Here is a 25,048-nt window from a genome sequence, read left to right as displayed (position 1 = left end):
CTATTTTTTCTGAAACCGAACCGGCATGCTGAACTTCACAAAATCGGCCGCTTCCACGTACGCCAGGGTTTCTTCAGCAGTTGCCTCGGCCCTAGGCTTCCAGAAAGGATCTTCTCCCATGGTCTTTTTGGCCACTTCCCAGATCTCCGGGGTGGCTTTGAGGCGCACCACTTCATATTCGAGCTTCTGCGGCGTCAGGGTGTACACGGTGTAGGACATGGGGTAGGTGAGGGTGGAAGCGTTCTCGATGTACCAGATGCCGTTTTTCTCCACCGGGATGGTGCTCACGTGCCGGTGGCCGCAGAGGTAGAAGGAGACCTGGGGATACTTCTCGAAAAGCGCAATCACCTCTTCAGCGTTATCCAGGTAGAAGTTCTTCCACTCGGGCTTCTTCTCTTCTTCCCGGAAGGGGACAAGGAGGTGATGCCCCACCACGATGGTGAGCTTATCCCGGTTGGTAGAAAGGACTTTTTCCAGCCACCGCAGCTGCGCCGGAGAGACCTTACCGCCCCAGCTCCCCACCTTGGTGGTGTCAAGTCCAATGAGCAAAAGCCCCGGAACTGGTTCGGCGGTCCAGTAACTCTGCGGACCGTTGAACCCAAACCCCTGGAGGGCGAAGACCACGGTGTACTTGGAATCGCCGATGAGCGTCGCTAAAGGCGCTTCCTTATCCTTGGGAGGGATGGGGCTCACTTCGTGGTTTCCTAAAACCGCATAGGCGGGCACCCGGATTTCTTCGAGCATCTCCCGCAGTAAATCGATATTCCAGGGCTCCACATCCTTGGTGAGATCCCCGGCGAAAATCACAAAATCGAGATCCGGAATGGCGTTCACGCTGTCGATGGCTTCCTTAAAGAGCGCTACTGACGAGTCCTCCATTTTCACGTAGTCCTTGGTGTTCGCAGCAGGGAAGCTCAAGTGGGGATCGGAAAGCACCGCGAACTTCACCTGTCCAAAACCCCAGGCAAAAGACGCCGCTACCAGCAAGAGAAGCACCGCAATGACCAGGGAAACCCACAACCTCCGGAACATCCTACCAGCTCCTTTCCCTGAATTTGTCCTCAGGGTACCACGCAAAGGTGAAGGGAATGCGAAGAAAGTGTAAAAGTTCGTTAACTCCTCGCCGAGAATTGGCTAAAGAACACCAATTGGCGCGCTAAGGCAGCAGAATGGAAACCGCAAGGGGTTCAGCATCTACCAAGTGGTAGAGGCAGAGGGATGACCAAGAATCCAGACGTACTCTTACCTATTAGTCCTACCCCGGGTTGTTCGCCCTCCCCGTTGTCTCTACCATTCGATGGGAGAAGGCCCGGAAACCCAAAGAGACTGCTCGCCTCCCTGTTCTGTCCACAGCACAAAGCATTCCCAGCCAGGATGACGTGACTGGGGCGCATTCCACATTCTGCTCGAAAAGCCCTCGCAGGCAATCTGCGCACCGGCCAACAGGCTACCCCAGGCTTTGGTCGATGAGATAAGCGCGAGCATCGGTTTCTCTCAACATCCCAACGGCTCTCTCGTTCCCTGAGGCATCCGCCTCTCGCTATTCGAGGCTCCCGGTGAAGCAATGGCAGAGCCAGGATGAGGGAGAAGCCACGCCACCGCTTGGAGAGGACCAAGAGACGTCAGACCTTTCGGTGTTCCTCCAAGAGGAACCCACACCCCCTGTAGCCATCGGGCGCATTTTTCAGTACAATATAGGTGGAGAGGTGGCCGAGCTGGACGAAGGCGCTCGACTCGAAATCGAGTAGGCAAGTGAGAGCTTGCCTCGTGGGTTCGAATCCCACCCTCTCCGCCAGAAGAAGCCAAGCGGGAGCACGTCGATCTTCCACAAGCCTTCAAGGCAAGAAGGAGGGTCTTCCAAGCTGTGTCCCCCCACCCCTTGGTGCTCCTGACTACCGAGGGAACATACCCCTTTGCCCCTGGTGGCGTCACTTCCTGGGCCCAGGAGCTTCTGAAAAGGCTCAGGGCCCGATTCATCGTTCTTGCCCTCTGGGGTCCCCAGCAAATACCAAAAATCCCGCCTCTTCCTCGTAACGTGGAAAAAGTGATGGTTGTGCAGCTCTTTTCTCAGGAAAGCTTTCCCCTCACCATGGTCCGGCAACCACTGCTCATCGAAAAACTGGAGCTCCTCTTGGGGTTCCTCGAGGGAGACCTTGCGTCTTTTGGAGAAGGGCTCTATGGGCTTGCCAAAGCCGGCGGAAAAACCTCTTCCTTATCCAACGCATTCCTTTCAAAGGAAGCTGACGAAATACTACGGAGGAGGTTCACGAATGTTCTGGGCCGAACCCCGGTGCTTGCCGAGCGCCTTCTGATTCTGGGGCAGCTTCGGGGAATGCTTGTGAATCTACTCCAGATTCCCCCTGCCATAGACATAGCCCACACAACGGTGAACGGATTAGGGGCCATTCCTGCCTGGCTGGCGTCCCGGCACTACCGGATTCCCCTCGTGCTGACCGAGCACGGCGTCTACCTCAGGGAACGCTATTTCGCCCTTTTTGCTCTGAATCTCCCTCCAGCGCTCTCGTTGTTCTTCTCGCTTTTTTTCAAGGGCCTGGCCCGTCTCATATACCATGAGGCCTCCCTGTGCACCTCAGTGAGTGAATTCAACCGTTACTGGCAAGTAGAGCTGGGTGCAAAGCCTGAAAAAACAGTGGTGATTCCCAACGGCATAGACCCTGCTAAGTTTCCTCCTGCTCCACAGCACCTCGAGAATCCTCCAACTGCTGTGTGGGTTGGCCGCATCGACCCTCTGAAAGATCTCCTCACCCTTGTCCAGGCCTTTGCCTCTGTCCACAAAGCCCTTCCCCATGCTCGACTTCGCCTCTTTGGCCCGGTGCCCCGGGGAAACGAAGCCTACGCCCAGGAAGTCCGCAAAAGAGTCGAAGCGCTTGGCCTTGGGAAGACGGTGACCTTCGAAGGACCGATAAGCCCAGTCTACCGGGCTTACCACACCGGCTGGGTAACCGTTCTATCCAGCGTTTCAGAAGGCTTTCCCTATGTTGTCTTAGAAAGTCTGGCCGTAGGGCGACCGGTCGTGGGAACACGAACCGGAGCAGTGTCTGAAATCATAGCCGATTCGGGAAGAGTAGTCCCACCCTCAAACCCGGAAGCCCTGGGAGAGGCACTTGCCGAACTCCTGTCGGACCCCAGGCTTTGCCTCGAGCTTGGGGCTCTTGGACGGGAGAGGGTTATCCAAAAATATACTCTGGAGAACATGGTGGAAAGTTACCAGAAGGTGTACAATACGTTCTGTGAGTCAGGGCAGCGACAGAGGGACGAATCGACATGAGTGCCCCTGGTCTTTTTCGCTCTGTAGGAGAACCCATCCGGAACGACGAAGAACCTGAAGACTCTTTGCTTGCCCTTTACCTGAAAACCAAAGACCTCTGCACCTCTGCCATCGACCCATACGAAATTGCTGTACACCTTGAGGCCATGGGATACAATCGTTACCGCGTACAGAAAGAATTCGGTCTGGAGGGTGTCTTTCAGCTTGCGGAAAAACTCTACGCCCTGGTCCCCCGGGACTTTCCCCCTATTCCCAGGGGAATACCTCCCCTGCAGACTGCAAGACAGCTGGCCATAAGGTACCTGGTGGTTCTGTCTACCTTCTCGGCTATCCTCTTCTTCCACCTCCGGGGAGGAGGCATGGGATGGCCGGTGGCCATATGGCTTCTGGCCTGGGGGCAGATGGGGTATTTCCTGGTTTACCGGGCCGAGGCAGAACTTGCACCGCCAAGAACTGTGGAAGCAAAAACCAGCATAGCTCTTCTTGGTCTTAGCGTTGCTGCTGTGCTGTCCTTCATGAGTCCCAACCCCTGGGATACCTTCTCAGGAAGCGTCTTCTGGGTTGGCACTATAAGAGCCTTCTGGGACGGGCAAGTAAGAACGATAGTGCTCTCCGCCATTGCAGCCTTTCTTGGGGTGTACCTTGGGCTGGAGAGGATAAGCCTTCTCTCCGCAGGCCTTTTCTCTATGGGGAAATTCCTTGCGCGTTCATGCCGAAACGGCTGGCAATGGCTTTTCCATTCGTGGCCCAGAGCTCTGTATCCCCTCCTTTACGGGCTGGGCCAGGGGCTCTTCCTCTACGGAGCCCTCCACCGTCTCTCTTTCGAAATCCTCTGGCAAATCATGGTGTTCCTCGTGGCCTGGCTCTTCCTCTTCGACTTTGCACTCCACCGTTTTGGCATAGCCTTGAACCGGTCTTTATGGGGCAATACAAGCTTTGCCACCCTTTTCTCCGGGATAAGACCTGTTCTGCTCCTGTGCATAGCCATCCTGTTCCTTCCCCTTGCCGTAAGTCTTGGGCTATACCTTCTTTCCTTCTCCGCATACGTCCCCTTTCTTCTCTCTAATTTCTGGGCCGTAATCACCGGATCTGGAGTGTTCCTCTTTTCTCTGGGAGAACAGAAGAGGCCTGCCATGGTGCTGTTTGTTGCCGGTGCAACGATTGCCATCTTTGAGCCACTGGCAATTCCGGCAAGTGTGGCTGCGATGGGGATATCTCTTTCGTGTCTTTTTTTGAAACTCCGTCAACCCCTGGGCTATGGTCTCTGGTTCCTGTAAGGAGAAACTCATCCTTTACTACGGTTTCGATCGCCTTGAAGAACTCCTTCGCTACGAGAAGGCCGTTCTTCAGCCTGACCACTACATGGAGGAAGAACTCCGCTTCCTCAAAAACGGAGGAGTGTCCCCTCTTGCTTACCTGAGCGTGGGCGAAGACCCAGGAACCGATGCCCCGTGGCATATTCCGGGAAAGCGCTCAGAATGGGGAAGTTTCTGGGTAGACCCACACCACCCCGAGTGGGTTGCGCGTCTTCTTGAAAAAACCCGTTCTGCTCTGGCAAAGGGGTTTCTGGGCTTATTCCTGGATACCCTCGATACCGCTGCAGAGGTATCAAGGGAAGGTGCCCTGTACTTAGTGAAAAGAATACGGAACGAGGCCAAAAAAGCCTATATTTTAGCCAACAGAGGCTTTGCCCTTCTCCCGGAGCTGGCGCAGTACGTCAATGGCATCCTTTTCGAATCCTTCTCCACCACCCACTCGCCACGGTACGCCCGTCTCCCCGAGGACCGCCTGCGGCAAAACGACATCATCGCTTATTACCTCAAAACCTTTGGGAAAGAGCTCTTTGCCCTCGATTACGCAGACAGCGAGGAACTCCGGGCCTTTGCCCGTCAAAGAGCCAGGAATCTCGGTCTCTATCCCGTGGTCAGCGATAAACACCTGACGTTCCTCTCCTGAATCCGCCCCGCAGGGACCGCAGAAGAAACCAGCTTTCCACCGTCTTGACAGAAACACCCCCTGCTGCTATGGTTAAGCCTAAACTGGGAAAGCCGGGAGTGCAAAAGCGATGAAAATCCCCAAGGTCATGTCCACCCAGCACCCGGACAACGCCTCGCTTCCCTTTTTCGCTGAAACCCCCGACATGTCCGGGGAGGACGAGATTCTCGAGGCGTACTACGCCTTCTCTCACCTTGGGTGCGATGAGCAGATGTGGGACAGCGAAGGAAAAGAAGTGGACGACTTCGTAGTGAAGAAGCTCCTCACCAAATACCCGCACTTCTTCCGGAAAAAGCGCCTGGGCAAGGAAGTCTTCCTGACTCTTCGCCTCCCCAACCCCTCCGTAGAAAAGGAAGAGGCCAAAATCCTCGTTGAGGCATTGGAGAGCATTCCCCGCTCCATGGACGCCGCACGGCTTTTTGAAGGAGGAGATGCCCCAGCCCCCATCTTCGAGGTGATTCTCCCCATGACCACCTCGGCTGAAGAGCTCAACCAGGTTTACTACTTCTACCGGAACTTCATCCAAGGAAAACAGCACCAGCCGATTTACCCCGGGTCCATCACCGTGGCGGAGTGGGTGGGGGAGTTTCTGCCTGAAAAAATCCACGTCATCCCTCTTTTTGAAGACATCCCCACTATGCTGCGGGCCGACGAAATCGTGAAGGAGTACCTGAAAGACAAGGACGAGGGTTACCTGCGGGTCTTTCTGGCCCGGTCTGACCCTGCGCTGAACTACGGCATGGTGGCCGCGGTTTTAGCCAACAAAATAGCCCTGAAAAGGCTCGAGAGGCTTTCATACCGCATAGAAAGGGATATCTACCCCATTCTCGGTGCGGGCTCCCCTCCTTTCCGGGGAAACCTCTCTCCCGCAACCGTTGACCACGTCCTCTCCGAGTACCCCTCGGTAGAGACCTTTACGGTGCAGTCGGCCTTCAAGTACGATAACCCTACCGAGGAAGCCATTGCGGCTATAAAGAAGATCAAGGCCTTCGTTCGTCGCCCTCTCGAGGACTTCGAGGAGGACTTTGCCCTCGAGGTCATCAGGAAGACGTCGCTGGAGTACCAGAGGACCGTCGAAGGGCTGGCAGAAACCATCAACCTCCTTGCAAGGTACGTCCCCAGACGGCGCATGAGAAAGCTCCACATCGGGCTTTTTGGGTACTCGAGGCGAATCGGAAAGGTCTCCCTTCCCAGGGCCATTGGTTTCTGCTCTGCCTGCTACTCCATGGGGCTTCCCCCGGAAATCCTCGGTCTTGGAGTACTGTCTTCCCAGGAGCTCCGGACTATAGAGAGCATCTACAGAAACCTCCGGGGAGACCTTGCACTTGCCCTCCGGTACTTCAACGCCAGAGTCTTCGAGATTCTCCCTGAGGAGGCAAAGGAAAGCATCCTCAAGGCGCTGGACCTTGCAAGCACCATGGATCTCTCTGTCGAGGAAGACCAGGACCACAAAGAGGTGACCACCCGGGTTATCAGGGCGGTGAAAAACCAGAACTACGGGGTGCTTCCCGAGCTCATCGTTGAGGCGGGGCTTCTGCGGAGATTCCTGGGGTAAGGTCACAGCGGGCCACAAGGAAACCTGTGGCCCGCTGCAGAACGTCAAATCCTGAACCGTCCCAGGTTCTCCTCAAGCCTCCGGGCTAAGGCCACAACCTCCTGGACGGCTCCGTGGGCTTCCTGGAGAGCCGCGTTCTGCTCCTCGGAGGAAGCGGCAACCTCCTCCGCGGCAGCGGCATTCTCCTCGGAGATAGAGGCCACGTGGCTTAAGCTCTCGTGGACCTCTTCGGCCATGCGGATGACCTTTCTCGTCCGCTCCTCGTTCTCCCGGGAGATGACCGTGACCTCCTCGGAGAGCTGGGCAATGCTCCGGGCAGCCTCCTCCACCTTCTGGAAAGAACTTGTGATGCGCTTCGCCTCTTCCGTCACCACCTCGTTGGCCCTGTGGATCTCCGCAAAGGCCATCCGGGCTCTCTCCACGGCCTTGTTGCCCTCCTCCACCTGCCCCCTGCTCTCCCCCATGGAGCGCACGGCCTGCTCGGCCTCTCTCTGCACTTCCGCGATGAGGGCGGCGATCTTCTGGGCAGCCTGAGCCGATTCCTCGGCGAGCTTGCGCACCTCTTCGGCCACCACGGCAAAGCCTCGTCCGGCTTCTCCTGCTCGAGCGGCTTCAATCGCCGCGTTCAAAGCCAGGAGGTTCGTTTCTTCGGCGATCCCGGTGATGAGGTCGGTGATGCTCCCGATTTCCCTGGAGCTTGCCCCGAGCTTCTCCACCACTTTCCCCACCGAGAGCACCGAGGCCTCGATGTGCCCAATGGCCTGCACCACCTCGGCGAGGGTCCGCTCTCCGTTCTCGGTGGCTAAGAAGGCCCGGGAAGCTGCGCTCTCCACCTCCCTGAGGTTCTCCCCCACCTCTTGAATCTGGGCCTCAATCCGTTCCACCTCTTCTAAGGTCTTGGCTGCTCTCTCCACCTGGAGGACGAGCTTCTCCCCCATCACCCGCATCTCCGCCAAAAGCCCCTCCATCCTCTGGGAGACCGTGATGAGGTTCTGGCTCTGCTCCTCTGAGCCCTTGGCCACCTGGGCGATGGTCTGGGCAATCTGGTCACCGGTTTCGGCGATCTCCCGGGAGGTGTGTTCCAGACGACCCATCTGCTCCATGATGGCCGAAGCGGCGTGGGCGACGTCCCGCAGGAATCCCCGCAAAGCGGAAGAGGCCTGGGTGAGAGAAGAAAGCAGGTCTCCCAGTTCATCCCTTCTCTTTTCACCGACTTCCCGGGTCAGGTCTCCCTGCTCGAGGGTTGCCGCAAAGGCCAGGGCTTCGGCAAGGGGTTTGGTGATGCTTCCTGAGAGCAACAGGCCGAGCACTACACCCAGAACCACCACGACGACAGCTATCCCCAGAAGAACCCGGGAGAAATTCCTGTTGAGATTCGTAACGGTCTCAAGAGAGGCACCAAAAAGGTTCAGGACCTCCTGGTTCAGCGCCTCTATGGCGTCCCGCAGAGACTCCCGGGACGACTGCATGGCCTGAAGGGCTTCGACGCTTCGCCTTTCCAGGTCATCCAGCTCCTCGGTTCTGGCCACCGTCTCCTTCCATCCCTCCACGAAGGGCTTCCAGTGCTCGTTGATGAGGCTCTGAGTGGTCAGGACGCTGTAGGTCTTGGGGAAATCCTCTTCAAGAAACTTCCGGAAGGCCTCAAGATGGTCCTCCACCAGCTTCCGGGCCTCCTCCCGTCGTTCTCCCTGAAGCAAGAGGTAGTTCTTCCGCTCCTGATTGAGGGTGTTGAGCCGCTCAACCATCTGGCCCAGACGGAGCTTATCGAGAAAGGCGCTCAGAGCGTTGAAAGAGCGGTATGCCTCGACGAACTTTTCCTCCCTCTCCTGCCCTGCGGCAAGGGGGGTCTGGAAAAGCGCGTTCCACTTCTCCTGGAAATCCTGAACCCGCTCAAGGAGAGCTTTCTTGGTTGCCTCCGAAAGCACCGTGGAAGCGTTCACGCTCTCCCTGAAGCTCCCCAGAGAAAAATCGATGAACCCCGGGAGTTCCCCCTGGGGGTTGGAGTTGGCGAGGTAGCGGAGCATGAAGAAAAAGGTGTCGTTCGCCGGCTTGGCGACTTTTTTCATGGAGTCGTCCACGAGTTTCGTGAAGTTCAACATGACCCTTGAGGGTTCGTCCATGGCCACGGCCTTTTCGTTCCGCTCCCGGGAAAGCGCAAGGTACCTCCGGTGAATTGCCCGGACCGCGCCTGTTTTCTCCTCATAGTCAAGGTACGTAGCCTTAAGGCTCTCAAGCCGGGCAGAGAGTGCGCTTCCCTCAGGCAGAGCCTGAATCCTGTAGGGGAATCCCTCTTTCTCCCATACGGCAGCATACGGAGAGCTCTGAAAGGCCTCGGTGTCGCTTCCCAGGCGGAAGGCTTCAAAGTAACTCAGGAAACGGTCATGGAGTTCGGCAAATCCCGACTCCCACTCCTCAAGCAACGCCTCGTCTCTTCCGGCAAGGTAGGCAGCCACAAGGCTCTCATTTTGGGCGATGAGGTCCTTAAGGCGAGAAACGGCGAAAACAAGGGGAAAGGATTCCTGCACAGTGGAGAAAGAAGAAGAAAGACGGCCAAAAACGACAACGGCCACTACCCCCAAAGAAGCCGCAAGGAGAGCAAGCAGGACAAAACCGGAACGTACTTTTGTTCTTATGTACACCTTCCACACCCCCCATGCTGGACTCTGGGGGTATATTACCAGAAACGCTGGCGGCTTTCTTCTACCCAAGAGACTCAGAAACCCCGCCCTTGTGGTACAATCCTCCAGGGCATGTTGCTCGCCTGAAAGGGAAAGTTGTCGTTTGTGCAGCTTGCCGCAAACGTCCTCTGGTCCTTCTTGCGCGGCCTGCGCAATCCCGCTTGAGCCCTGGTGGATATCCTAATCCTCTGGGCGCTCATCCTTGGGAACGTACTGCTCTTTTCCAGGGTGTCTCCTGTGGGCTCGTACCTTCTTCTTCCCTACCTTGGATGGGTTTCCCTGGCGACCCTCCTCAACGCCGCCATCCTGAGGCTGAACTGACCCAGGACAAAAAGGAGAGTGTTGCTTCCGGCTTTTCTGGAGAGGGGAGGGAGGCTCCCGGACAGCACTCTCGTAGGCTCCAGGGGGTGGCCCAGCCAGGGCCATACCGGAACTCCTTTCACGTGTTCTGGATGCAGCATGCAGGATTGAGATTGCAGGGAGATGGAGGAAGGGTTCAAAAGCTTGTACGATTCGTCCGCTCCCCTTTCCCGGGCTTTCAGGTATAATATCAGCTCCGTGGGCTTTTTCCAGGCAGGTGATGAACAATGCGCACATCTTCTCTGTTCCCTATAAGGCACATCGCCCGCCTTGGAGAAGGGGCGCCTTTGGGTTTTGTGGCAGGAATGGTCACGGTTCTTTATCGGTACCTCCTTGGGCAGGCCTCGAGCGTAAGCGAGCAAGTTCTCACCCTCGCCCGGGAGAGCGTACTCCTTGCCCTGGCATGGCTGGCGTTTTTGGGATTCCTCGGATGGGTGGTGGGGTACCTGGTGCGCTTTGAACCCTGGCTGCAGGAAGCGGCATTCCCTACGTGAAAGGCGTACTTTCAGGGAAACTCCAGGCCGTGTGGTGGCGGATTCTTCTTGTGAAGTTCGCGGGTGGCATCCTCGGTGCCTTCGGTGGTCTTTCTCTGGGGAGAGAGGGGCCCTCGGAACCTTTAACCCCTCAGGACGAGGCCGATCTACGATACCCTCCTGAAAAGGCTTCTCCACACCGCTACGAACCATATCCCCCGGAGACCACGAGGACCTGGCCGGTGAGGTAATCGGCCTCCTCGGCGGCGAAAAAGAGCACCGCCCGGGCGATGTCCTCGGGGCGCCCCAGCCTCCCCACCGGAATCTGCGCAAGGAGCCTGGGGATGTGCTCTTCCTGAGTGACCGAGCGCAGGAGGTCGGTGTCGATTTTACTTGGGGCAACGACGTTCACCGTTATGCCGAGGGGGGCGCATTCCCGGGCCAAGGCCTTGCATAAAGCGATGACCCCACCTTTTGAGGCGGCATAGTGGATGCCCGAGGTCCCTCCCGTAAGGCCAGAGGTGGAGGCGATGGCCACAATCCTCCCCCATCGTTTCTCCACCATGAAGGGCAGCACTGCCCGGACCGCAAGGTACACCCCCTTGAGGTTTACGGCAATCATCCGGTCCCAGTCCTCTTCCTTCAGGTTCCAGGCCCCCCGGTAGTCCGGGTCTCCTATACCGGCGTTGGCCACAAGGATATCCGGAGCCCCCAGAGTCCTGGCGACGGCCTCCACCATCGCTTCCACTGCCTGAGCGTTCTGCACATCGGCCTGGAAGGCTTTGGCCACTCCCCCGCTTTTCTGGATTTCCGCCACCACCTCTTCGGCCGCCTCGCGGTGACGGTGGTAGTTCACCGCCACCTTTGCCCCTTCCCGGGCAAGGAAAACCGAAACGGCCCTGCCGATTCCCCGGCTCCCACCGGTCACCAGCGCCACGTGTCCTGAAACACCGGCCATATACTCCTCTCCCCTCCGAAAAACCTCCCCTTACTTCCGCTTTCCCTGGAAATACCTCCGAAGGAGGGCACCGCACTCCTCCGCGCACACGCCACCGGTTACAGAGACGCTGTGCGGGAAAAGGCCGGGGACAAAGACATTGAGGACGCTCCCCGCCACCCCGCCCTTGGGGTCCCAGGCACCGAAGACCAGCCGGGCAACGCGGGCCTGGATGATGGCCCCGGCACACATGAGGCAGGGCTCAAGCGTCACGTACAGAGTACAGCCTTCCAGGCGCCAGTCCCCGAGGACCCTCTGGGCCTTCCGGATGGCCTCGATTTCTGCATGGGCCGTGACGTCATCGGTCCCCTCCCTCCGGTTGTGCCCCAGGGCCACGACCACGCCCTCCCGCACGATGCAGGCCCCCACGGGGACCTCATCCTCCAAAAAGGCCCGCTCCGCCTCCTTCAGGGCAAGGCGCATGAAGCGCTCATCCTGCGTCATCCTTCCCGAAAGACCCAGAGCCTGTTCCCCAGAAAATTCACGGAAAGCGACCCCAAAGTGGCCAGGACCTTGCTCTCCGCCGGTCCAAAAGCGTACTTCCCCCGAAAAAGGGCAAGAAGCCCCAGGGCAATACCTAAAGCGGCGAGGTTCACAAGGACGAATTTCGCCACCTCGGTGAAATGCACACGTCTTCGGCTTTTGAAGGTCCAGAACTTGTTCAGGAGGTAGCTATTCGTCATCCCGCAGGAGTAGGAAATCACCTGGCTCACCGGGTACCAGAGGCCCATTTTCCCGTGGAGGACCATGAACACCCCGAAATCGATGGCGGTGTTGAGGACTCCCACGATGCTGAACTTCCCAAACTGCCAGGCATCAGCGAGAATCGTGCGGAGGCTCTTCATGCGTTTTGTCGAACCCCCTGGTGCGGTCCACAACGTAGAGGGGGCGGTTCTTGGCCTCGTCGTAAATCCGCCCGATGTACTCCCCCATGATCCCGAGAATGATGAGGATAACCCCACTGAAGAAGAGGTTGATGACGGCCAAAGAAGCCCACCCGGGGACGGTGCTCTTCCCCAGGAGTTTCGTCACAACGATGACGAGAAGGTACACAAAACTCAAAAAGGACAGGGCAAAACCGAGGTAGGCGGCGACCTTCAGGGGTTTGTTGGAGAAGGCCGTGATGCCGTCCCAGGCGAGCTTCAGCATCTTCCGGAGCGGGTACTTCGTCGTCCCCGCAAAGCGCCTGTGCCGGACGTACTCTAAAGCCGTCTGGCGAAAGCCGGCCCAGGCGACCAGACCCCGGATGAAGCGGTTCTTCTCCCGCAGAAGCCTCATGACCTCGACCACTTTCCGGTCCACAAGACGGAAGTCTCCCGTGTCCAGGGGGATGTCGATATCGGTCACGGCGCGGAGGAAACGGTAGAAGAAGGAAGCGGTGAAGCGCTTGAAGAAGGTCTCCCCTTCCCGCTTTGCCCGCTTTCCGTAGACGACCTCGTACCCTTCCCGCCATTTCGCCACCATCTCCGGGATGACCTCCGGAGGATCCTGGAGGTCGGCGTCGATGACGATCACCGCCTCTCCCCGGGCGTAGTCCATCCCGGCGGTGATGGCCGCCTGATGGCCGAAGTTCCGGGAGAAGTGGATGACCCGCACCCGGGGGTCCTTCCGGGCAAGGTCATCGAGGATTTCGGGACTTCTGTCCCTGCTCCCATCGTTCACGAAGACGAGTTCATAGGGTTCGGAGAGCCCTTCCATGACCCCTGTGAGGCGACGGTACGTCTCCGGCAATACCTCCTCCTCGTTGAAGACCGGGATAACGACGGAGAAGCGAACACCTGCCATCCTACTCCCCTCCCGAGAAAAAGGTCCAGCTGGGGAACCAGCGCAGGAACCGGGCCACATACGCTCTGCTCACGGGCAAACCCGAGAGAATGGGATAGAAAAGGGCAAAAAGCACCACCGCACCACCAAGGAGCACCCACCGCCATATCCTGGCTCTGGGGTTGTCCTCCTCCAGCCAGGCGAAGAACACTCCAAGGAGCACCGCCAGAAAGGGCACGCATCCATAGTAATGGTAAATGAAGGTGATGCGGGGGACAAGCATCCAGGGAACATACTGCGAAAAGAAGGCCACAAGGATCCAGAAAACTCCTCGCCTTTTCAGGAATGCCGGCGTCACAAGGGCGAAAAGGACCGTAATCCCTCCAATCCACCAGAGGGCTGGATTGCCAAAGGACACGATGCTTGAGATGTACCCCTTCGGAAGTCCTTCCCCCTTGTAGAGCCAGATGGGCCGGGCCATGACCGGCCACTCCCAGAAGGGGGAGGCGAAGGGGTGTGTTGCCTTGAGGTCGTGGTGGTAGCGGTACATGGAGAGCTGGTAACGGAAAATATCCCGCAAGGAATGCCCTGGAACGAGAAGGTACGGGATGTAGGAGAGGAAGTACAGGCAGGCGGGGATGAAGAGGAAAAAGAGCATCGCAAAGGGGAAGACCCGTCGCAGGAAGTGCCTTCCGTGGAGAGGGTTTTTCCTTGCGCGAAGCCCGTGATGGACGACAAAGAGCACCGCCATCCCGAGGCCGGCGTACACAGCCGTCCACTTCGTCGCCGCCCCAAGACCGAAGAAAAGCCCCGAGAGGAAAAGCAGCCGCAATCCCTCCCGGTCCTCGGCACCGTGGAGAAAGTACCGGAAGAGAAAGAGGAAGGCAAGGAGCACGAAAAAGACCACATAGGTGTCAATAGTGGCAATCCGGGCCTGCACAAAGCGCATGAAGTCAAAGGCAAAAAGGGCCGAGGCAAAGAGGGCGTACCGTTCCTCCACGAAGAGGCGGGCTAGGAAGAACACCACGGGGACAAGGAGCGCCCCAAAGACCACCCCCATGACGCGCCACCCAAAGGGGTTCATCCCAAAAAGGGCCACCCCCAGGGCGATGATGAGTTTCCCCAGGGGTGGATGGGTCCACTCATACGGGGGGAGGCGGTGCAGGTGCTCAAAGGCCGTGCGGGCATGGTAAATCTCGTCAAAGTACGTCCCGGTGAGGTATGAACGCTCGTACTGGGCGATAGCCTGCTCGTCGAACAGGCGCTCGTACCCTTCTGAAGCAGAAAGGGCGGTCACCGAGGCAATGGGGAGGGGACGGGAACTTCCTGCCTCAAAGAAGGCCATCTCCCCGAGCATCCCCCGGGGTTGCTCCACGACGATTCTAAAGTACCGGCCAGAAAAAGGGCCATCAACGTGTTCCCACCGGAAGACCCAGTCGGGTTTCATCTCTGGCCCCTTCCTCCAGGTCACCCCGTCCTCGGAGTACTCGATGCGGTATGTGCTCTCCCGGGGAAGACCGAAAAAGCACGAGATGCGTCCCACGTTGCGGGTCTCCCCCAGATCAACAAGAACGGTCTCACCCACCCTCTGAGGCTCCCAGAAAGTCTTCGGGACATCCCGAGAACCGAGGCGGTACAGGGAAACAAACAGCGAGAAAAGAGAAAGCGCAAAGAGGAAGAAAAGGGTTTTCCTCGTCATGGGGTCTGGGTCGCTCCTTTCCCGGGAGTTTTTCGGAACACCAGAAAGAGGAAAAAGGCAAAGAGGGCAAGATTTGCCCCGGAAACGAGAAGAAGCCGCCAGTCAGTACGGGGGAAGTGGTACGTCCCGAAAAAGCCGTAAAGGAGGATGAGGCCGACGTTCACAAAAAACGTGGCGCTCAGGCCAAAGAAGAGGATGAGAACCTCTCTGTGCGGCCGGAAAACGTACCAGAGGGGCGCAAAGACTAAAGCCGGGAAGAGGTACCGCTCGTGCATCCGGTGCACAAAGAGAAAAGTTGCAAAGGCAAGGAAAAGCGCCACCATGGGGAAACGCTCCTCCGTTTTCTCCCAGAAAAAGAGAAACGCCGACAGTACCACAATCGCCCCCACCGCCACGTACCCCCATTCCCGGAAGGAGAGGAAAAGGACTTTCTGGGTATCCGGCACCCAGTTGCCCCCAAGGAGGGCAAAGAGGTTGAAGGCGTTGAGGGTGGCGTACTGGTACGACCCCACCGCACCCCGGTAGATTCCAAGAACCCGGGGAAGCGAAAAGGGAAGCGAGAGGAGTACAAAAACCCCAAGGCCGAGGAGCACGCTCCGGAAGACAACGGCCAGGCTCCTCCGCTTGAGAAAAGCCCAAAGCCACAGCGGGGAGAAAATGAGGGTCTGGGGCTTTATGAGGAGGGCCAGGGCGAAGAAAACCGCCGAAAGCTCAATGCTCTGCTCAAGCAGAAAAAGTACTCCGAGAAGAAGGGGGAGGACGAAGACGGCATCCACCTGTCCCCACAGGGCTGAATCGAGGCCTACAGCCGGGTTCAGGGCAAAGACGGTGAAGAGGAACTCCGCCCGGGGCCCTCCCAGGCGTTTCCTGGCCAGGGTAAAGAGGAGAACGGCCAGGGTGAGATCCGCCAAAATGGCGGGGAGCTTCAGGAGGACAAGGGAGGGAGGGGAGAAATCCCGAAGACGGAGGAGTCTCTTCAGGTGGCCGAGGAGAAAGAGGACATAGATGTACCCCGGGGGATAGTCGGCGAACATCTCCCCGAAGTAGAAGCGGGAAAGCCCGACTTCTGCTGCCTGCTTTGCCCATCCCTCAAAGCAGGCAATATCCGGGGGAAACCCAAAGACCGTAAAGGCAAAGAGCAACCTCAGGGCCAGGGCAACACACAGCACCACCCAGAGGGATCCCGAAAGCCGAAAATCCCCGAAACTCGAGAGTTTCTCAGATGCCTCCTGAGGCAACTTCTCAACCCCCAGCAAACCTCTGCCACCATTATACCAGGCCCGGGACGTCAGAAAATCCGAATTTCCAGGTCTGGACTGTGAAAACCATGGAGGAGAAAAAATACCCGAACGGCTTGCTTCTCTCTTCTACCTCGCTATAATGGAAACGAACGCTTAATGGTCAAATGAATTTGAGAAATTGCTCAAAAAGAGGCGAGGGTCATGCTCAGCGTCAGCGACAAACTCAAAATGTACCTCACGATGCTCTGCATCCGCCGCTTTGAAGAAAAAGCGGAGGAGCTCTATATGGCGGGGAAAATCTGGGGGACGTTCCACCTTTATATCGGCGAAGAAGCCGTGGCCACAGGGGCCTGTTTTGCGCTTCGTCCCGAGGACTACATCACTTCAACCCACCGGGGCCACGGGCATTGCATCGCCAAGGGGGCTGACGTCAGGAAGATGATGGCCGAACTCATGGGGAAGGCCACAGGGTACTGCCTGGGGCTTGGGGGCTCCATGCACATCGCCGACCTCGAAGGGGGAAACCTCGGCGCCACAGGCATTGTGGGGTCGGCCATTCCCATTGCCGTTGGGGCAGCTTTGGCGTGCAAGCTCCAGAGAAACAACCGGGTGGTCTTGTGCTTTTTCGGAGACGGAGCGGCCAACACCGGAGCGTTCCACGAGGCCGTGAACCTGGCAGCGGTCTTCAAGCTCCCGGTGGTCTTTCTGTGCGAGAACAACCTCTACGCCATGTCCTTTCCGGTGAAGAAAGCCTTCGCCATCCCCGACATCGCCGAGCGGGCAAAGGGTTACGGCATTCCCGGGGTTACGGTCGACGGAATGGACGTTCTTTCGGTGTACGAGGCCACGAAAGAAGCCGTGGATCGGGCCCGAAAAGGTGAGGGACCGACGCTCATCGAGGCCCGGACCTACCGCTTCAAGGGGCACTCCAAAAGCGATAAGGGAGTGTACCGGACGAAAGAGGAAGTGAGGATGTGGACGGAGCGCTGCCCCATAAAGCGCTTCCGGGAGTACCTCCTTGGCGAAGGCGTTCCCGAAGAAGCCCTGAAAGACCTCGAGAAAAAAGCCGAGGAACTCATCGAAGAGGCGGTGCGTTTTGCCGAAGAAAGCCCGGAACTGACCATAGAGGAAGCGAGGCGACTGGTCTATGCCTGAGCGGGAAATCACCTACGCCGAGGCCATACGGGAGGCCCTCAGGGAAGAAATGCGAAAAGACCCCTCGGTGTTCCTCATCGGTGAGGACATCGGGGTGTACGGCGGGGCCTTTGGCGTCACCCAGGGGCTCCTTGAGGAGTTTGGGGAAGAACGGGTGATTGATACCCCGATTTCTGAAGCCGCCATTGTGGGTGCGGCCATAGGTGCTGCGCTCCTTGGTATGCGGCCGGTGGCCGAAATCATGTTCTTCGACTTCATGACGCTCTGCGCCGACCAGATAGTGAACCAGGCAGCCAAAATCCGTTTCATGTTCGGGGGAAAGGCAAAGGTGGCCATTGTGGTCCGCTCTCCCGCGGGATCCGGTACCGGAGCCGCAGGACACCACTCCGGAAGTCTCGAGTCCTGGTTCACCCACGTCCCCGGGCTTAAGGTCGTTGCCCCCGCAACGCCTTATGACGCTAAAGGACTCCTCAAAAGCGCTATCAGAGACGATAACCCCGTGATCTTCATGGAACACAAGCTCCTCTACCGCGTCAAAGGACCGGTCCCTGAAGAAGAGTACGTTATCCCCCTGGGGGCTGGAGAGGTTAAAAGACGGGGGAGGGACCTCGCCATCGTGACCTATTCCCTCATGGTCAGAAGAAGCCTTGAGGCGGCAGAGATTTTAGCCCGGGAGGGAATTGACGTTGAGGTCGTGGACGTGCGGACCCTCCGTCCTCTCGATGAGGAGGTCGTCCTCGAGTCCGTTCGGAAAACCCACAGGGCACTTGTGGTGTACGAGCCCCCTCGCTTTGGGGCTTTCGGGGCAGAAATCGCCGCCCTCATCACCGAGAAGGCCTTCGACGACCTTGACGCTCCCGTCATGCGCCTTGGGGGACTGGAAATGCCCCCACCCTATAATCCGCACCTTGAACGCCGGATTGCCCCTCAGGTCGAGGACATTATAGCCGCCTGCCGGGAACTTGTGTCGTGACCGCTGAGTCCGGTAATTTCCAGGTCCTGTGGTGCCAGACGATGCAGCAATTCCTGCTCCTTTCGTCGCAGGGTCGAAATAGCTTTGCAGGGTAACCCGGGATTGCTTTGCTCCGCCTACAGTGACACCTCCACTTTGTCACCGCGAGCTCGTCGTGTCGTCTGCGAAGCAGTCTCCGGGATTCCTCGCCGTTTCGCGGCTTCGGAAAGAAAAAGGAGTTGGGATTCGGAAAGAGGAAGGGGTTGGAGCTCCGAAACGACAAGACGGAACGAAAACCTCTATCCTGCTACGAGACTTCCTGCCGCACTGGTGGCGTAAATGCGCTTTCTGGTGTCCTCCGGATACTTCAGAAAACAGGGGAAATTTTCCCCTTGACCTCGCCGATTCGAGAAGGCCGGTACGTGTTTTGATACCGTCTCCAGGGTCTTCCCAACCGCTCTTTTGCTTCCTCGTAATCCATGACTTTCATAGTGCTCAAGACCCTCTGCATAAGGAGGCATCCTCCTCTCCCGGGCATCTCCGCAAGGTCGTCCGAGTGTCGGCTGAGTAAGCGCACGGTGGGTTCATGGTTGGCAAAAACGGTGAAGGTACTGCTTCTGGTAAGGAAGTCCTCATGGGAGCACAGGAAGGTTTCGGGAATTGCAAAACCCTATCCTTCTGGTTACTTGCTGGGAGGAGGGCATGGTGCGGGGTATTCGGGGATTCCAGCAAAGAGCGACACTCATTTTTAGAGGAGACGATGCTCGTCTCCCTTGACGTATGCTGCCTAAATAGGCCCTTTGACGACCAGTCGCAGGAGCGTATTCGCCTGGAAGCTGAAGCGGTGTTGCTTATTCTCGAGCGCTTTGTCAGGCCGGGGAATGGCAGCTTCTGGGGAGTGAAGTTGTGGATTACGAGATTTCTCGCATTCCCGACGAAGAAAGGAGATACAGGGTGTTCCTTCTTGCTCCCGTTGCCCGGACCCGGCAGAAGGTGAACCGGCCAGTGCAGGTCCGTGCCCAGGAACTTGAGCGGCTCGGATTTAAGGCCCTCGATGCCTTGCACATCGCCTGTGCCGAGGCAGGGGGTGTCCGGGTGCTGCTTACCACTGACGACCGAACGCTCAATACCGCCCAAAAGATCCGGGGTGATTTGCGTGTGAGGGTTGCAAATCCCGTCCTGTGGTTGATGGAGGTGACGACAGGTGGCTCTGCAGAGGATGACGCCAGCCGAGACTCGGGAGAGAGGCTCTGGGCCCGGTGGGAATGGCCCGCTTCCTGCAGCAGTGCGCAAGAGGAAGTGGTGACTACGTTAGGGACCGTGAGGAATGGCTTGGAGGGCTGACCGTTCAGGAGGTGGTGAAGGACATCAAAAGCCGCAGAAAACGCATCCGTTGAGACTTCTTCCGTCGCCCTGGCCGCTACACCCTTCTTCCCCCTCTTTACAGATTCTGGTTTTTTGCTTCTCTTTGCCCCTGTTCCCGGAAAGTCTTGTTCTTTTGCGTCTCTCGAAAGTTGCTCCGCCCGCAGTAGCCCCCTCTACCGTGTCATTGCGGACCTGTCTTTCCGCTCGGGAAGCAATCTCCCTTTTGAGAATCTGAGGCTTTTTCACCCGCGGTGACCCCACCGTGTCACTGCAAGGTCATGGTTTCGCTTCCGAAGCAGTCTCTTCCTCTTGCCCCATGGAAATACGAGACTGCTTCGTCGCTTCGCTCCTCGCAGTGACGGAGAAGAAGCCCTCGCGGTGGCCCCTGGCACGTCATTGCGAGCTCGTTTTTCGTTCGCAAAGCAATCTCGCTTTCTGTGGCCTTGGGGCTGCTTCGCTTCGCTCGCAACGGTAGAGAAACGTCTGCCGGATTGCTTCAGGACTTTGCCCCTCGCAAAGACAAAGGAAAGGGGTCACTGCAAGCCCCGCTTTTTCCACTTAGTGGAGCAACCCCGGAGGTTCCTTGTCCTTTCATGGTCCGGATGGCAGAGAAACCGCCTGGAGTGATACAGGCAACGGTTGAGCAAAAAGCAAATTGAGAAAAACCGAAGCGGGGGTATAATATAGGTGAAAGGGCGTGAGCGCCATGTTGAAGATGAAGGTCCAGGGTCTCATGTTCGACCAGAAAAGCGCCATGGCCGTTGTCATCCTCGTCGACGAGGAGGAGAAGCGGAGCCTTCCCATATGGATTGGCCTTTTCGAGGCGCAGGCAATACTCCTTGGTCTCCAGGGAGTTCAGACGCCCCGCCCACTCACCCATGACCTCATGGCCTCGGTCATCCGGAGCATGGGAGGGGAGCTTGAAAAGGTCGTCATCACCAAAATCGTCGACAACACCTTCTACGCGCTCCTCTATCTCAAAATCGACGGCCGGGAAGTGACCGTGGATGCCCGCCCAAGCGACGGCATCGCCCTGTCCCTGCGCATGGGGGCTCCCATCTACATCTCCGAAGAAATCCGCAGTTCAACAACGGTTGCCATGGGAGAGATTGACGATAAAGAGATCGAAGAATTCCGCCAGTTCCTCGAGAACCTGAAACCCGATGACCTCAAGAAATACCTCGGCTACGAGACGTAAGTGGTACATTGGTGTCCTTGGGCAGCATGCACCGGAGGAACCTGTCCTCGCCCTTGCGTACCGTATCGGAAAGGGTATTGCAGAGCGGGGTGGGGTACTCCTCTGTGGGGGTCTTGGAGGGGTTATGGAAGCGGCCTGCCGGGGAGCGAAAGAGGCCGGAGGCATCACCATCGGCATCCTTCCCGGGTCCTCCCCCGATGATGCCAATCCCTTCGTGGATTTCGCCATTGCCACAGGGCTCGGAGAGGCACGGAATTTCATCATCGTCTCCGCATCGTCAGCGCTCATTGCCTGTGGAGGACAGGCGGGAACCCTGAGTGAAATCGCCCTTGCCCTTCGCCTGGGGAAAATCCTCGCTGGTGTCCGCACCTGGAAGATTGAGGACCACCGGGGCAAGAAGGACTTCTTCCCCTCTTTTGAGAGCGCCGAAGAGGCTGTGGAGTACGTATTTTCAAGGCTTCAGGGAGCGAAGTGATGAACACCGAGGGAAGCCCGGGCTTCATCCGCCTGAGCACCACCACCATCGCTGAGGTTGCCACCCGAGCAGCCGTTCATGTTGAAGGCGTGCGGGATGACTTCGAGCGTCTCCTGAAGACGGTGGAGCTCTTCCGGGGAGAAGACGCCCTGCCCCACGGAGAAAAGGTCCCCCTGGAGGCTCAGGACCTTGTGGTCCGCCTCAGGATTACCGTAAGCGCCTCTGCTCCGTCCTTTTTCCTGGTGGCCCGGAGGGTGCAGAGAAGCGTCTTTGACGCGCTCTGCTCGCGCCTCGGCATTGTGCCCTCCCGCGTGCATGTCGAGGTTCAGAACGTTGACTGGTCAGACCTCGACGAAAGGGGGTGAGAGAACTTGTACAACCCTGAAGGTCTGTGTCAGGTGTGCCGTCACTGCGATCCGCTCCTTAAAGAGCGGGGAATCTACCGGTGCCTTCTGGGAGAGCAGAAAGAACGGACGCAGCCCGTGGACCGCTGCGACTATTTTTTCCCGGACCACCTTGCCTCTGCGCAGGAGCATAAGAAAACAACCTGAACGATGCGCAGAACCCGCCTGGGGCAGCACTTTCTCGTCGACGAGAAAGTCCTTTCTGCCATTGTGGAGGCCGGAGAACTGAGCCTCCGGGATCTCGTCCTTGAGGTTGGAGCAGGAGAGGGGGTGCTCACCGAGCGCCTGGCGCAGAAAGCAGGACGGGTCGTGAGCTTCGAGGTTGACCCTCTGCTCTTTTCCCAGGCAAAGGAGCGGCTTGGGGTCTACCCTCGTGTGTCCCTGTACCGGGAGGACATCTTACGGGTGGACCTCGTATCCCTTCTTCGGTCCTTCCCCGAAGCGACCAGAAAGTGCATCGCCAACCTCCCCTACGGGATCTCCGCAGCGTTCTTTACGCTCCTTCTTGAAACCACCCCGGAACTCCTCTGGGAACGGTTTGTGGTGATGGTGCAGTACGAATTCGGTGAAAAACTCCTCTCCCTGCCACCAGAAGGCAAGGGGAACCCCCTTTCGGTGGGCCTTGCCCGGCTCTTTTCCACAGCAAGGCTCTTTGTGGTTCCTCCCCAGGCCTTTCGACCACTGCCAAGGGTTTACTCCCTCGTCCTTTCTGGTCGGCGCCGAAAAGACCTCCCCCAGGACTTTATTCCCTTTTTCCGCTTCGTCCGGGAGGTCTTCCGCCACCGCCGGAAAATTCTGCGTTCCGTGATTCCCCAGGGAACAGCCTCTGCCTCTGAGCTTTTGGGGAAACGGGCCGAAGACCTGACCCTTGAAGAGTGGGAGAGGCTGTGGGAGAGCGTCCGCGTTGTTTCTCTCAAGGGGCAGGGATATAATGGAGAAGGAGAGCGCCATGCCGAAGAGCACCTGGGTTGGAGACAACCTCACAGACGTCAAGATTAAAAACCGGTCGCTGGTGCTGCAGCTTCTCAAAAAACGGGGACCGCTTTCGCGGATTGAGCTGGCCCGCATCACCGGCCTCACCCAGCCCACCATCACCAACATCATCAACGAGCTCCTCGCCTCAAACCTCGTCCGGGAAATTGGACCCTCCGACACGAGGACCGGGCGAAAACCCATCCTCCTTTCCGTCAACGACCAGGCCTTCTACATCATCGCCATCACCTTCACCCGTCAGGGATTCTCCATTGCCCTGACCGACCTTGGGCCCAACATCCTCTTTCGCCGGGATTCCCGCTACAGCCTCCTTGAGGACACCGACATCGCCCTCTTAGAACTCCAGAAGGAATTCATCCACGTTCTCGAGTACGCCACCCAGTCCCTGAGCCTCATTCTTGGGATTGGTGTGAGCGCCCCAGGGCCCGTGGATACCGAAACCTGTACCATCCTCGCCCACCCGACTTTCCTCCTCCACAAAAGCCTCGATCTCAGGAAGTACCTCCGGGAGTACGACCTTCCCATCTTCATGATGAGCAACGCCGATGCAGCGTGTCTCCACGAAACCTGGTGTGGTAGCGCGAAAGAAGTCCAGAACATGGTGTACTTCATGGTGGGGGAAGACGTGGGAGCGGGAGTCCTCATCGACGGGAAAATCTACCAGGGGAAGCACCGCAAGGCTGGAGAAGTGGGCCACACAAGCATCAACATCTTTGGCCCGCGGTGCGTGTGTGGGAACTATGGGTGCCTGGAGCTCTACTGCAGCACCCAGAAGATCGTGGAGAAGGCCAGGGAAATCGGGTGGTTTGGAGGGGAGCCGTACTTCCGCTCTTTTCTTGAGCGTGGAGAACAGCTCGCCTTCCGCCACATCGTCGAAGGGGCCCAGAAAGATAACGAGGCCTGCGTGCAGCTCCTCACCCAACTTGGCCGGTACATCGGTGTAGGAGTGGTGAACCTCATCAACCTCTACGACCCGGAACTCGTGGTCATCGGCGGGGAGGCCTCTTTGGCTCGGGAGTTCATCGACCGGCCCATCCGTCAGGTCCTCGAAGAACGCCTGCTCTACCGGGAGTACGTCACGCCCCAGATTCTCTATTCCCGGTGGGGAGAGGATGTGACGCTCCTTGGAGCAGCATCGCTTGTGCTTGACCACTTCATGGCCGGAGAGCTCGGGCGGTTCTAACGCGCAAGTCGGATAACGACCCGGTTCGGAATGCAGGCGATAAAGGAGGTATCATCGGGGATTTTCCCAGTTTTGATGCACACCTTGTCGGGGCAGGGAGAGGTCACTACAAAGACCTTTCCTCCTCTAACGGCCACGATGGTCTTTCCCAGGGGTCCGGAGACGACAATCTCCCGGTCGTCCTGAGGGGTGACAGGAACTTCCATTCTTCCTTTCTCGCTCTCGATAACCACGGTGTAGCGTTCCTGCCCTTTCCCCTCAAAGGGCACGTACCGGAAGAGGAAGAGTATCCCTAAAACCACGCCCACAGCGATGAGTGAGAGCCAGTCACTTCTTCGGAAAAGGTACACGACCATCCCCCCGCATCTCATGGAGAAGGAGTAAAAGCCCGCTCTCCAAGCATTCATTCCGCACCGCCACGCCCTCGGGAACCCGAAGGAGTGCCGAGGAGAAGTTCCAGATACCCCGAACCCCAAGGCCTATAAGGACGTCCACGACTTCCTGAGCACTGTAGGGAGGAATGGCGAGGATGGCCATCTGTACCCCGAAACGGGGGATGACCTCCTCCAGGGCTTCAAGAGGGTAAACGAGAACGCCACCGATTTCTCTTCCGACCTTCTCGGGATCCGTATCAAAGGCACAGACGATCCGCACCCCGTATCTCGAAAACCCCGGATAGTTCAGGAGTGCCCGGCCAAGATTTCCTACCCCGATGAGGGCAGAGAGCTTCTCCACCCGAAGCGCGAAGAGGTCCTCGAGTCTGCGGACTATGACTTCCACGGGGTATCCCCGTTTCTGCACTCCTCCAATACCCACCATGGCCATGTCCTTGCGAATCTGGGTCTCGTCGACCCGGAGGAGAACAGCGATGTCCTGACTCTTGAGGTACACCTCTCCCCGATCCAGGGCCCTTCTTGCCAGAGAATAGCAGAGCACCAGGCGCTGCACCGTACTTGGAGGGATTCGCTTCAACACTTCCACCTCCTCTTCCAGTGTACTGAAAAGCCTCCACTTTTGTCCACAAAAGCGAAGCGAAATTCCTCCTCCGGAATCCTGTGGATAACAATTTCTGGTGCAGTTTTTCTTCCTCACCACATAAGGATTTTTCGCTCCTCAAAGTTATCCACAGCTGTGCACAAGCTGTGGATAACTTGCTCCAGCCCGATTTTTGTGGTTAAATTAGGACACACGCAGGGAAGTCACGCACCGTTCACCGGAGAGGTGAGGGGAAAGAAAAGGGGAAAGCGCTTTTCTTTTCTTCTCTTTGTGCCA

Annotated in this window: 26 protein-coding genes and 1 tRNA gene; 17 read left to right on the top strand and 10 right to left on the bottom strand. The window is 57.8% G+C overall.

Annotation, left to right across the window (positions count from 1 at the left end; translation table 11 throughout):
• The gene (locus ACP6EK_RS03040; RefSeq protein ID WP_438317711.1) at nucleotides 1-1,032 is read right to left on the bottom strand and encodes a metallophosphoesterase family protein; all 1,032 of its coding nucleotides are present in this window, start codon (nucleotides 1,030-1,032) and stop codon (nucleotides 1-3) included.
• Between the two features lie 668 nt (nucleotides 1,033-1,700).
• Here ACP6EK_RS03040 and ACP6EK_RS03035 point away from each other — a divergent pair.
• From ACP6EK_RS03035 to ppcA, 5 genes are all read left to right on the top strand, one after another.
• Nucleotides 1,701-1,795, top strand: a tRNA-Ser gene (locus tag ACP6EK_RS03035).
• A 69-nt stretch (nucleotides 1,796-1,864) separates the two neighbouring features.
• A complete protein-coding gene (gene pelF, locus ACP6EK_RS03030) occupies nucleotides 1,865-3,289 on the top strand; it encodes a GT4 family glycosyltransferase PelF (protein WP_438317708.1) in 1,425 nt (474 codons plus the stop codon).
• Nucleotides 3,286-4,566: a hypothetical protein gene (locus ACP6EK_RS03025; RefSeq protein WP_438317705.1), complete on the top strand. Its 1,281-nt coding sequence runs from the start codon at nucleotides 3,286-3,288 to the stop codon at nucleotides 4,564-4,566. Before pelF ends, ACP6EK_RS03025 begins: the two co-directional genes overlap by 4 nt.
• Nucleotides 4,547-5,245 carry an endo alpha-1,4 polygalactosaminidase gene (locus ACP6EK_RS03020; protein WP_438317703.1) on the top strand — a complete coding sequence of 233 codons (699 nt, stop codon included), beginning with the start codon at nucleotides 4,547-4,549 and terminating at the stop codon, nucleotides 5,243-5,245. The genes ACP6EK_RS03025 and ACP6EK_RS03020 overlap by 20 nt, the downstream gene beginning before the upstream one ends.
• Nucleotides 5,246-5,354: 109 nt before the next feature.
• A complete protein-coding gene (ppcA, locus tag ACP6EK_RS03015) occupies nucleotides 5,355-6,839 on the top strand; it encodes a phosphoenolpyruvate carboxylase (protein WP_438317700.1) in 1,485 nt (494 codons plus the stop codon).
• Between the two features lie 44 nt (nucleotides 6,840-6,883).
• On the opposite strand, the gene ACP6EK_RS03010 is transcribed toward ppcA, so the two are convergent.
• The gene (locus ACP6EK_RS03010) at nucleotides 6,884-9,478 is read right to left on the bottom strand and encodes a methyl-accepting chemotaxis protein (protein WP_438317698.1); all 2,595 of its coding nucleotides are present in this window, start codon (nucleotides 9,476-9,478) and stop codon (nucleotides 6,884-6,886) included.
• 210 nt (nucleotides 9,479-9,688) lie between these two features.
• Between ACP6EK_RS03010 and ACP6EK_RS03005 the strand changes: the two genes are divergently transcribed.
• The 3 genes from ACP6EK_RS03005 to ACP6EK_RS02995 all read left to right on the top strand — a co-directional run bounded on the left by ACP6EK_RS03005 (nucleotide 9,689) and on the right by ACP6EK_RS02995 (nucleotide 10,601).
• Entirely contained in the window at nucleotides 9,689-9,838 is a 150-nt protein-coding gene (locus ACP6EK_RS03005; protein WP_438317695.1) for a tryptophan-rich sensory protein, read from the top strand.
• Nucleotides 9,839-10,104: 266 nt separating this feature from the next.
• On the top strand, nucleotides 10,105-10,371 hold the full coding sequence (locus ACP6EK_RS03000; protein ID WP_438317692.1) for a hypothetical protein: 267 nt from the start codon (nucleotides 10,105-10,107) through the stop codon (nucleotides 10,369-10,371).
• Nucleotides 10,368-10,601, top strand: a complete 234-nt coding sequence (locus ACP6EK_RS02995) for a chloride channel protein (protein ID WP_438317689.1) — start codon at nucleotides 10,368-10,370, stop codon at nucleotides 10,599-10,601. Before ACP6EK_RS03000 ends, ACP6EK_RS02995 begins: the two co-directional genes overlap by 4 nt.
• On the opposite strand, the gene ACP6EK_RS02990 is transcribed toward ACP6EK_RS02995, so the two are convergent.
• The 6 genes from ACP6EK_RS02990 to ACP6EK_RS02965 are packed head-to-tail and all read right to left on the bottom strand — an operon-like array spanning nucleotide 10,553 to nucleotide 16,066.
• Nucleotides 10,553-11,308: an SDR family NAD(P)-dependent oxidoreductase gene (locus ACP6EK_RS02990; RefSeq protein ID WP_438317686.1), complete on the bottom strand. Its 756-nt coding sequence runs from the start codon at nucleotides 11,306-11,308 to the stop codon at nucleotides 10,553-10,555. The two genes, ACP6EK_RS02995 and ACP6EK_RS02990, sit on opposite strands and share 49 nt — an antisense overlap.
• 30 nt (nucleotides 11,309-11,338) lie before the next feature.
• Nucleotides 11,339-11,791, bottom strand: coding sequence for a tRNA adenosine(34) deaminase TadA (tadA, locus tag ACP6EK_RS02985; protein WP_438317683.1), 453 nt, complete (start codon nucleotides 11,789-11,791; stop codon nucleotides 11,339-11,341).
• The gene (locus tag ACP6EK_RS02980; RefSeq protein ID WP_438317681.1) at nucleotides 11,788-12,192 is read right to left on the bottom strand and encodes a GtrA family protein; all 405 of its coding nucleotides are present in this window, start codon (nucleotides 12,190-12,192) and stop codon (nucleotides 11,788-11,790) included. The genes tadA and ACP6EK_RS02980 overlap by 4 nt, the downstream gene beginning before the upstream one ends.
• Nucleotides 12,164-13,132, bottom strand: a complete 969-nt coding sequence (locus ACP6EK_RS02975; RefSeq protein WP_438317678.1) for a glycosyltransferase family 2 protein — start codon at nucleotides 13,130-13,132, stop codon at nucleotides 12,164-12,166. Before ACP6EK_RS02975 ends, ACP6EK_RS02980 begins: the two co-directional genes overlap by 29 nt.
• A 1-nt stretch (nucleotide 13,133) precedes the next feature.
• Complete coding sequence (locus ACP6EK_RS02970; RefSeq protein WP_438317675.1) at nucleotides 13,134-14,810, bottom strand: glycosyltransferase family 39 protein; 1,677 nt, start codon at nucleotides 14,808-14,810, stop codon at nucleotides 13,134-13,136.
• On the bottom strand, nucleotides 14,807-16,066 hold the full coding sequence (locus ACP6EK_RS02965) for a hypothetical protein (RefSeq protein ID WP_438317673.1): 1,260 nt from the start codon (nucleotides 16,064-16,066) through the stop codon (nucleotides 14,807-14,809). Before ACP6EK_RS02965 ends, ACP6EK_RS02970 begins: the two co-directional genes overlap by 4 nt.
• Before the next feature lie 186 nt (nucleotides 16,067-16,252).
• On the opposite strand from ACP6EK_RS02965, the gene ACP6EK_RS02960 reads away from it, so the two are divergent.
• The 9 genes from ACP6EK_RS02960 (at nucleotide 16,253) to ACP6EK_RS02920 (ending at nucleotide 23,776) form a co-directional block, all read left to right on the top strand.
• Nucleotides 16,253-17,206, top strand: a complete 954-nt coding sequence (locus tag ACP6EK_RS02960) for a thiamine pyrophosphate-dependent dehydrogenase E1 component subunit alpha (protein ID WP_438317670.1) — start codon at nucleotides 16,253-16,255, stop codon at nucleotides 17,204-17,206.
• A complete protein-coding gene (locus tag ACP6EK_RS02955; RefSeq protein ID WP_438317667.1) occupies nucleotides 17,199-18,179 on the top strand; it encodes an alpha-ketoacid dehydrogenase subunit beta in 981 nt (326 codons plus the stop codon). Before ACP6EK_RS02960 ends, ACP6EK_RS02955 begins: the two co-directional genes overlap by 8 nt.
• Before the next feature lie 885 nt (nucleotides 18,180-19,064).
• A complete protein-coding gene (locus ACP6EK_RS02950; RefSeq protein WP_438317664.1) occupies nucleotides 19,065-19,502 on the top strand; it encodes a hypothetical protein in 438 nt (145 codons plus the stop codon).
• Nucleotides 19,503-20,229: 727 nt separating this feature from the next.
• Entirely contained in the window at nucleotides 20,230-20,721 is a 492-nt protein-coding gene (locus tag ACP6EK_RS02945) for a bifunctional nuclease domain-containing protein (protein WP_017872858.1), read from the top strand.
• The gene (locus ACP6EK_RS02940; protein ID WP_438317661.1) at nucleotides 20,687-21,196 is read left to right on the top strand and encodes a TIGR00725 family protein; all 510 of its coding nucleotides are present in this window, start codon (nucleotides 20,687-20,689) and stop codon (nucleotides 21,194-21,196) included. The genes ACP6EK_RS02945 and ACP6EK_RS02940 overlap by 35 nt, the downstream gene beginning before the upstream one ends.
• Nucleotides 21,196-21,561 carry an Asp23/Gls24 family envelope stress response protein gene (locus ACP6EK_RS02935; protein WP_017889906.1) on the top strand — a complete coding sequence of 122 codons (366 nt, stop codon included), beginning with the start codon at nucleotides 21,196-21,198 and terminating at the stop codon, nucleotides 21,559-21,561. Before ACP6EK_RS02940 ends, ACP6EK_RS02935 begins: the two co-directional genes overlap by 1 nt.
• A 6-nt stretch (nucleotides 21,562-21,567) precedes the next feature.
• Nucleotides 21,568-21,747, top strand: a complete 180-nt coding sequence (locus ACP6EK_RS02930) for a hypothetical protein (protein WP_438317658.1) — start codon at nucleotides 21,568-21,570, stop codon at nucleotides 21,745-21,747.
• Between the two features lie 3 nt (nucleotides 21,748-21,750).
• Nucleotides 21,751-22,599: a 16S rRNA (adenine(1518)-N(6)/adenine(1519)-N(6))-dimethyltransferase RsmA gene (gene rsmA / locus ACP6EK_RS02925; RefSeq protein ID WP_438317655.1), complete on the top strand. Its 849-nt coding sequence runs from the start codon at nucleotides 21,751-21,753 to the stop codon at nucleotides 22,597-22,599.
• Nucleotides 22,550-23,776, top strand: a complete 1,227-nt coding sequence (locus ACP6EK_RS02920) for an ROK family protein (protein ID WP_438317652.1) — start codon at nucleotides 22,550-22,552, stop codon at nucleotides 23,774-23,776. Before rsmA ends, ACP6EK_RS02920 begins: the two co-directional genes overlap by 50 nt.
• Here ACP6EK_RS02920 and ACP6EK_RS02915 read toward each other — a convergent pair.
• Nucleotides 23,773-24,132 (bottom strand): NusG domain II-containing protein, encoded by a 360-nt coding sequence (locus ACP6EK_RS02915; RefSeq protein WP_438317649.1) that lies wholly within the window; start codon nucleotides 24,130-24,132, stop codon nucleotides 23,773-23,775. The genes ACP6EK_RS02920 and ACP6EK_RS02915 overlap by 4 nt on opposite strands.
• The gene (locus ACP6EK_RS02910) at nucleotides 24,104-24,751 is read right to left on the bottom strand and encodes a redox-sensing transcriptional repressor Rex (protein ID WP_438317646.1); all 648 of its coding nucleotides are present in this window, start codon (nucleotides 24,749-24,751) and stop codon (nucleotides 24,104-24,106) included. Before ACP6EK_RS02910 ends, ACP6EK_RS02915 begins: the two co-directional genes overlap by 29 nt.
• Between the last annotated feature and the right edge of the window lie 297 nt (nucleotides 24,752-25,048).

The organism is Candidatus Caldatribacterium sp. SIUC1 (assembly GCF_051549785.1).
Classification (GTDB): domain Bacteria; phylum Atribacterota; class Atribacteria; order Atribacterales; family Caldatribacteriaceae; genus Caldatribacterium.
This window is presented reverse-complemented; position numbering and strand designations above follow the sequence as displayed.

Excerpts from the sequence above, each read along its gene's own strand:
- ACP6EK_RS02935 (WP_017889906.1), top strand. The coding sequence starts at position 21,196 with ATGAACACCGAGGGAAGCCCGGGCTTCATCCGCCTGAGCACCACCACC.
- ACP6EK_RS02920 (WP_438317652.1), top strand. The coding sequence starts at position 22,550 with ATGCCGAAGAGCACCTGGGTTGGAGACAACCTCACAGACGTCAAGATT.
- ACP6EK_RS02940 (WP_438317661.1), top strand. The coding sequence starts at position 20,687 with ATGACCTCAAGAAATACCTCGGCTACGAGACGTAAGTGGTACATTGGT.
- ACP6EK_RS02975 (WP_438317678.1), bottom strand. The coding sequence starts at position 13,132 with ATGGCAGGTGTTCGCTTCTCCGTCGTTATCCCGGTCTTCAACGAGGAG.
- rsmA (WP_438317655.1), top strand. The coding sequence starts at position 21,751 with ATGCGCAGAACCCGCCTGGGGCAGCACTTTCTCGTCGACGAGAAAGTC.
- ACP6EK_RS02915 (WP_438317649.1), bottom strand. The coding sequence starts at position 24,132 with ATGGTCGTGTACCTTTTCCGAAGAAGTGACTGGCTCTCACTCATCGCT.
- tadA (WP_438317683.1), bottom strand. The coding sequence starts at position 11,791 with ATGACGCAGGATGAGCGCTTCATGCGCCTTGCCCTGAAGGAGGCGGAG.
- ACP6EK_RS02960 (WP_438317670.1), top strand. The coding sequence starts at position 16,253 with ATGCTCAGCGTCAGCGACAAACTCAAAATGTACCTCACGATGCTCTGC.
- ACP6EK_RS02980 (WP_438317681.1), bottom strand. The coding sequence starts at position 12,192 with ATGAAGAGCCTCCGCACGATTCTCGCTGATGCCTGGCAGTTTGGGAAG.
- ACP6EK_RS02970 (WP_438317675.1), bottom strand. The coding sequence starts at position 14,810 with ATGACGAGGAAAACCCTTTTCTTCCTCTTTGCGCTTTCTCTTTTCTCG.
- ACP6EK_RS02945 (WP_017872858.1), top strand. The coding sequence starts at position 20,230 with ATGTTGAAGATGAAGGTCCAGGGTCTCATGTTCGACCAGAAAAGCGCC.
- ACP6EK_RS02955 (WP_438317667.1), top strand. The coding sequence starts at position 17,199 with ATGCCTGAGCGGGAAATCACCTACGCCGAGGCCATACGGGAGGCCCTC.
- ACP6EK_RS03040 (WP_438317711.1), bottom strand. The coding sequence starts at position 1,032 with ATGTTCCGGAGGTTGTGGGTTTCCCTGGTCATTGCGGTGCTTCTCTTG.
- ACP6EK_RS03025 (WP_438317705.1), top strand. The coding sequence starts at position 3,286 with ATGAGTGCCCCTGGTCTTTTTCGCTCTGTAGGAGAACCCATCCGGAAC.
- ACP6EK_RS02990 (WP_438317686.1), bottom strand. The coding sequence starts at position 11,308 with ATGGCCGGTGTTTCAGGACACGTGGCGCTGGTGACCGGTGGGAGCCGG.
- ppcA (WP_438317700.1), top strand. The coding sequence starts at position 5,355 with ATGAAAATCCCCAAGGTCATGTCCACCCAGCACCCGGACAACGCCTCG.
- ACP6EK_RS03020 (WP_438317703.1), top strand. The coding sequence starts at position 4,547 with ATGGTCTCTGGTTCCTGTAAGGAGAAACTCATCCTTTACTACGGTTTC.
- ACP6EK_RS03000 (WP_438317692.1), top strand. The coding sequence starts at position 10,105 with ATGCGCACATCTTCTCTGTTCCCTATAAGGCACATCGCCCGCCTTGGA.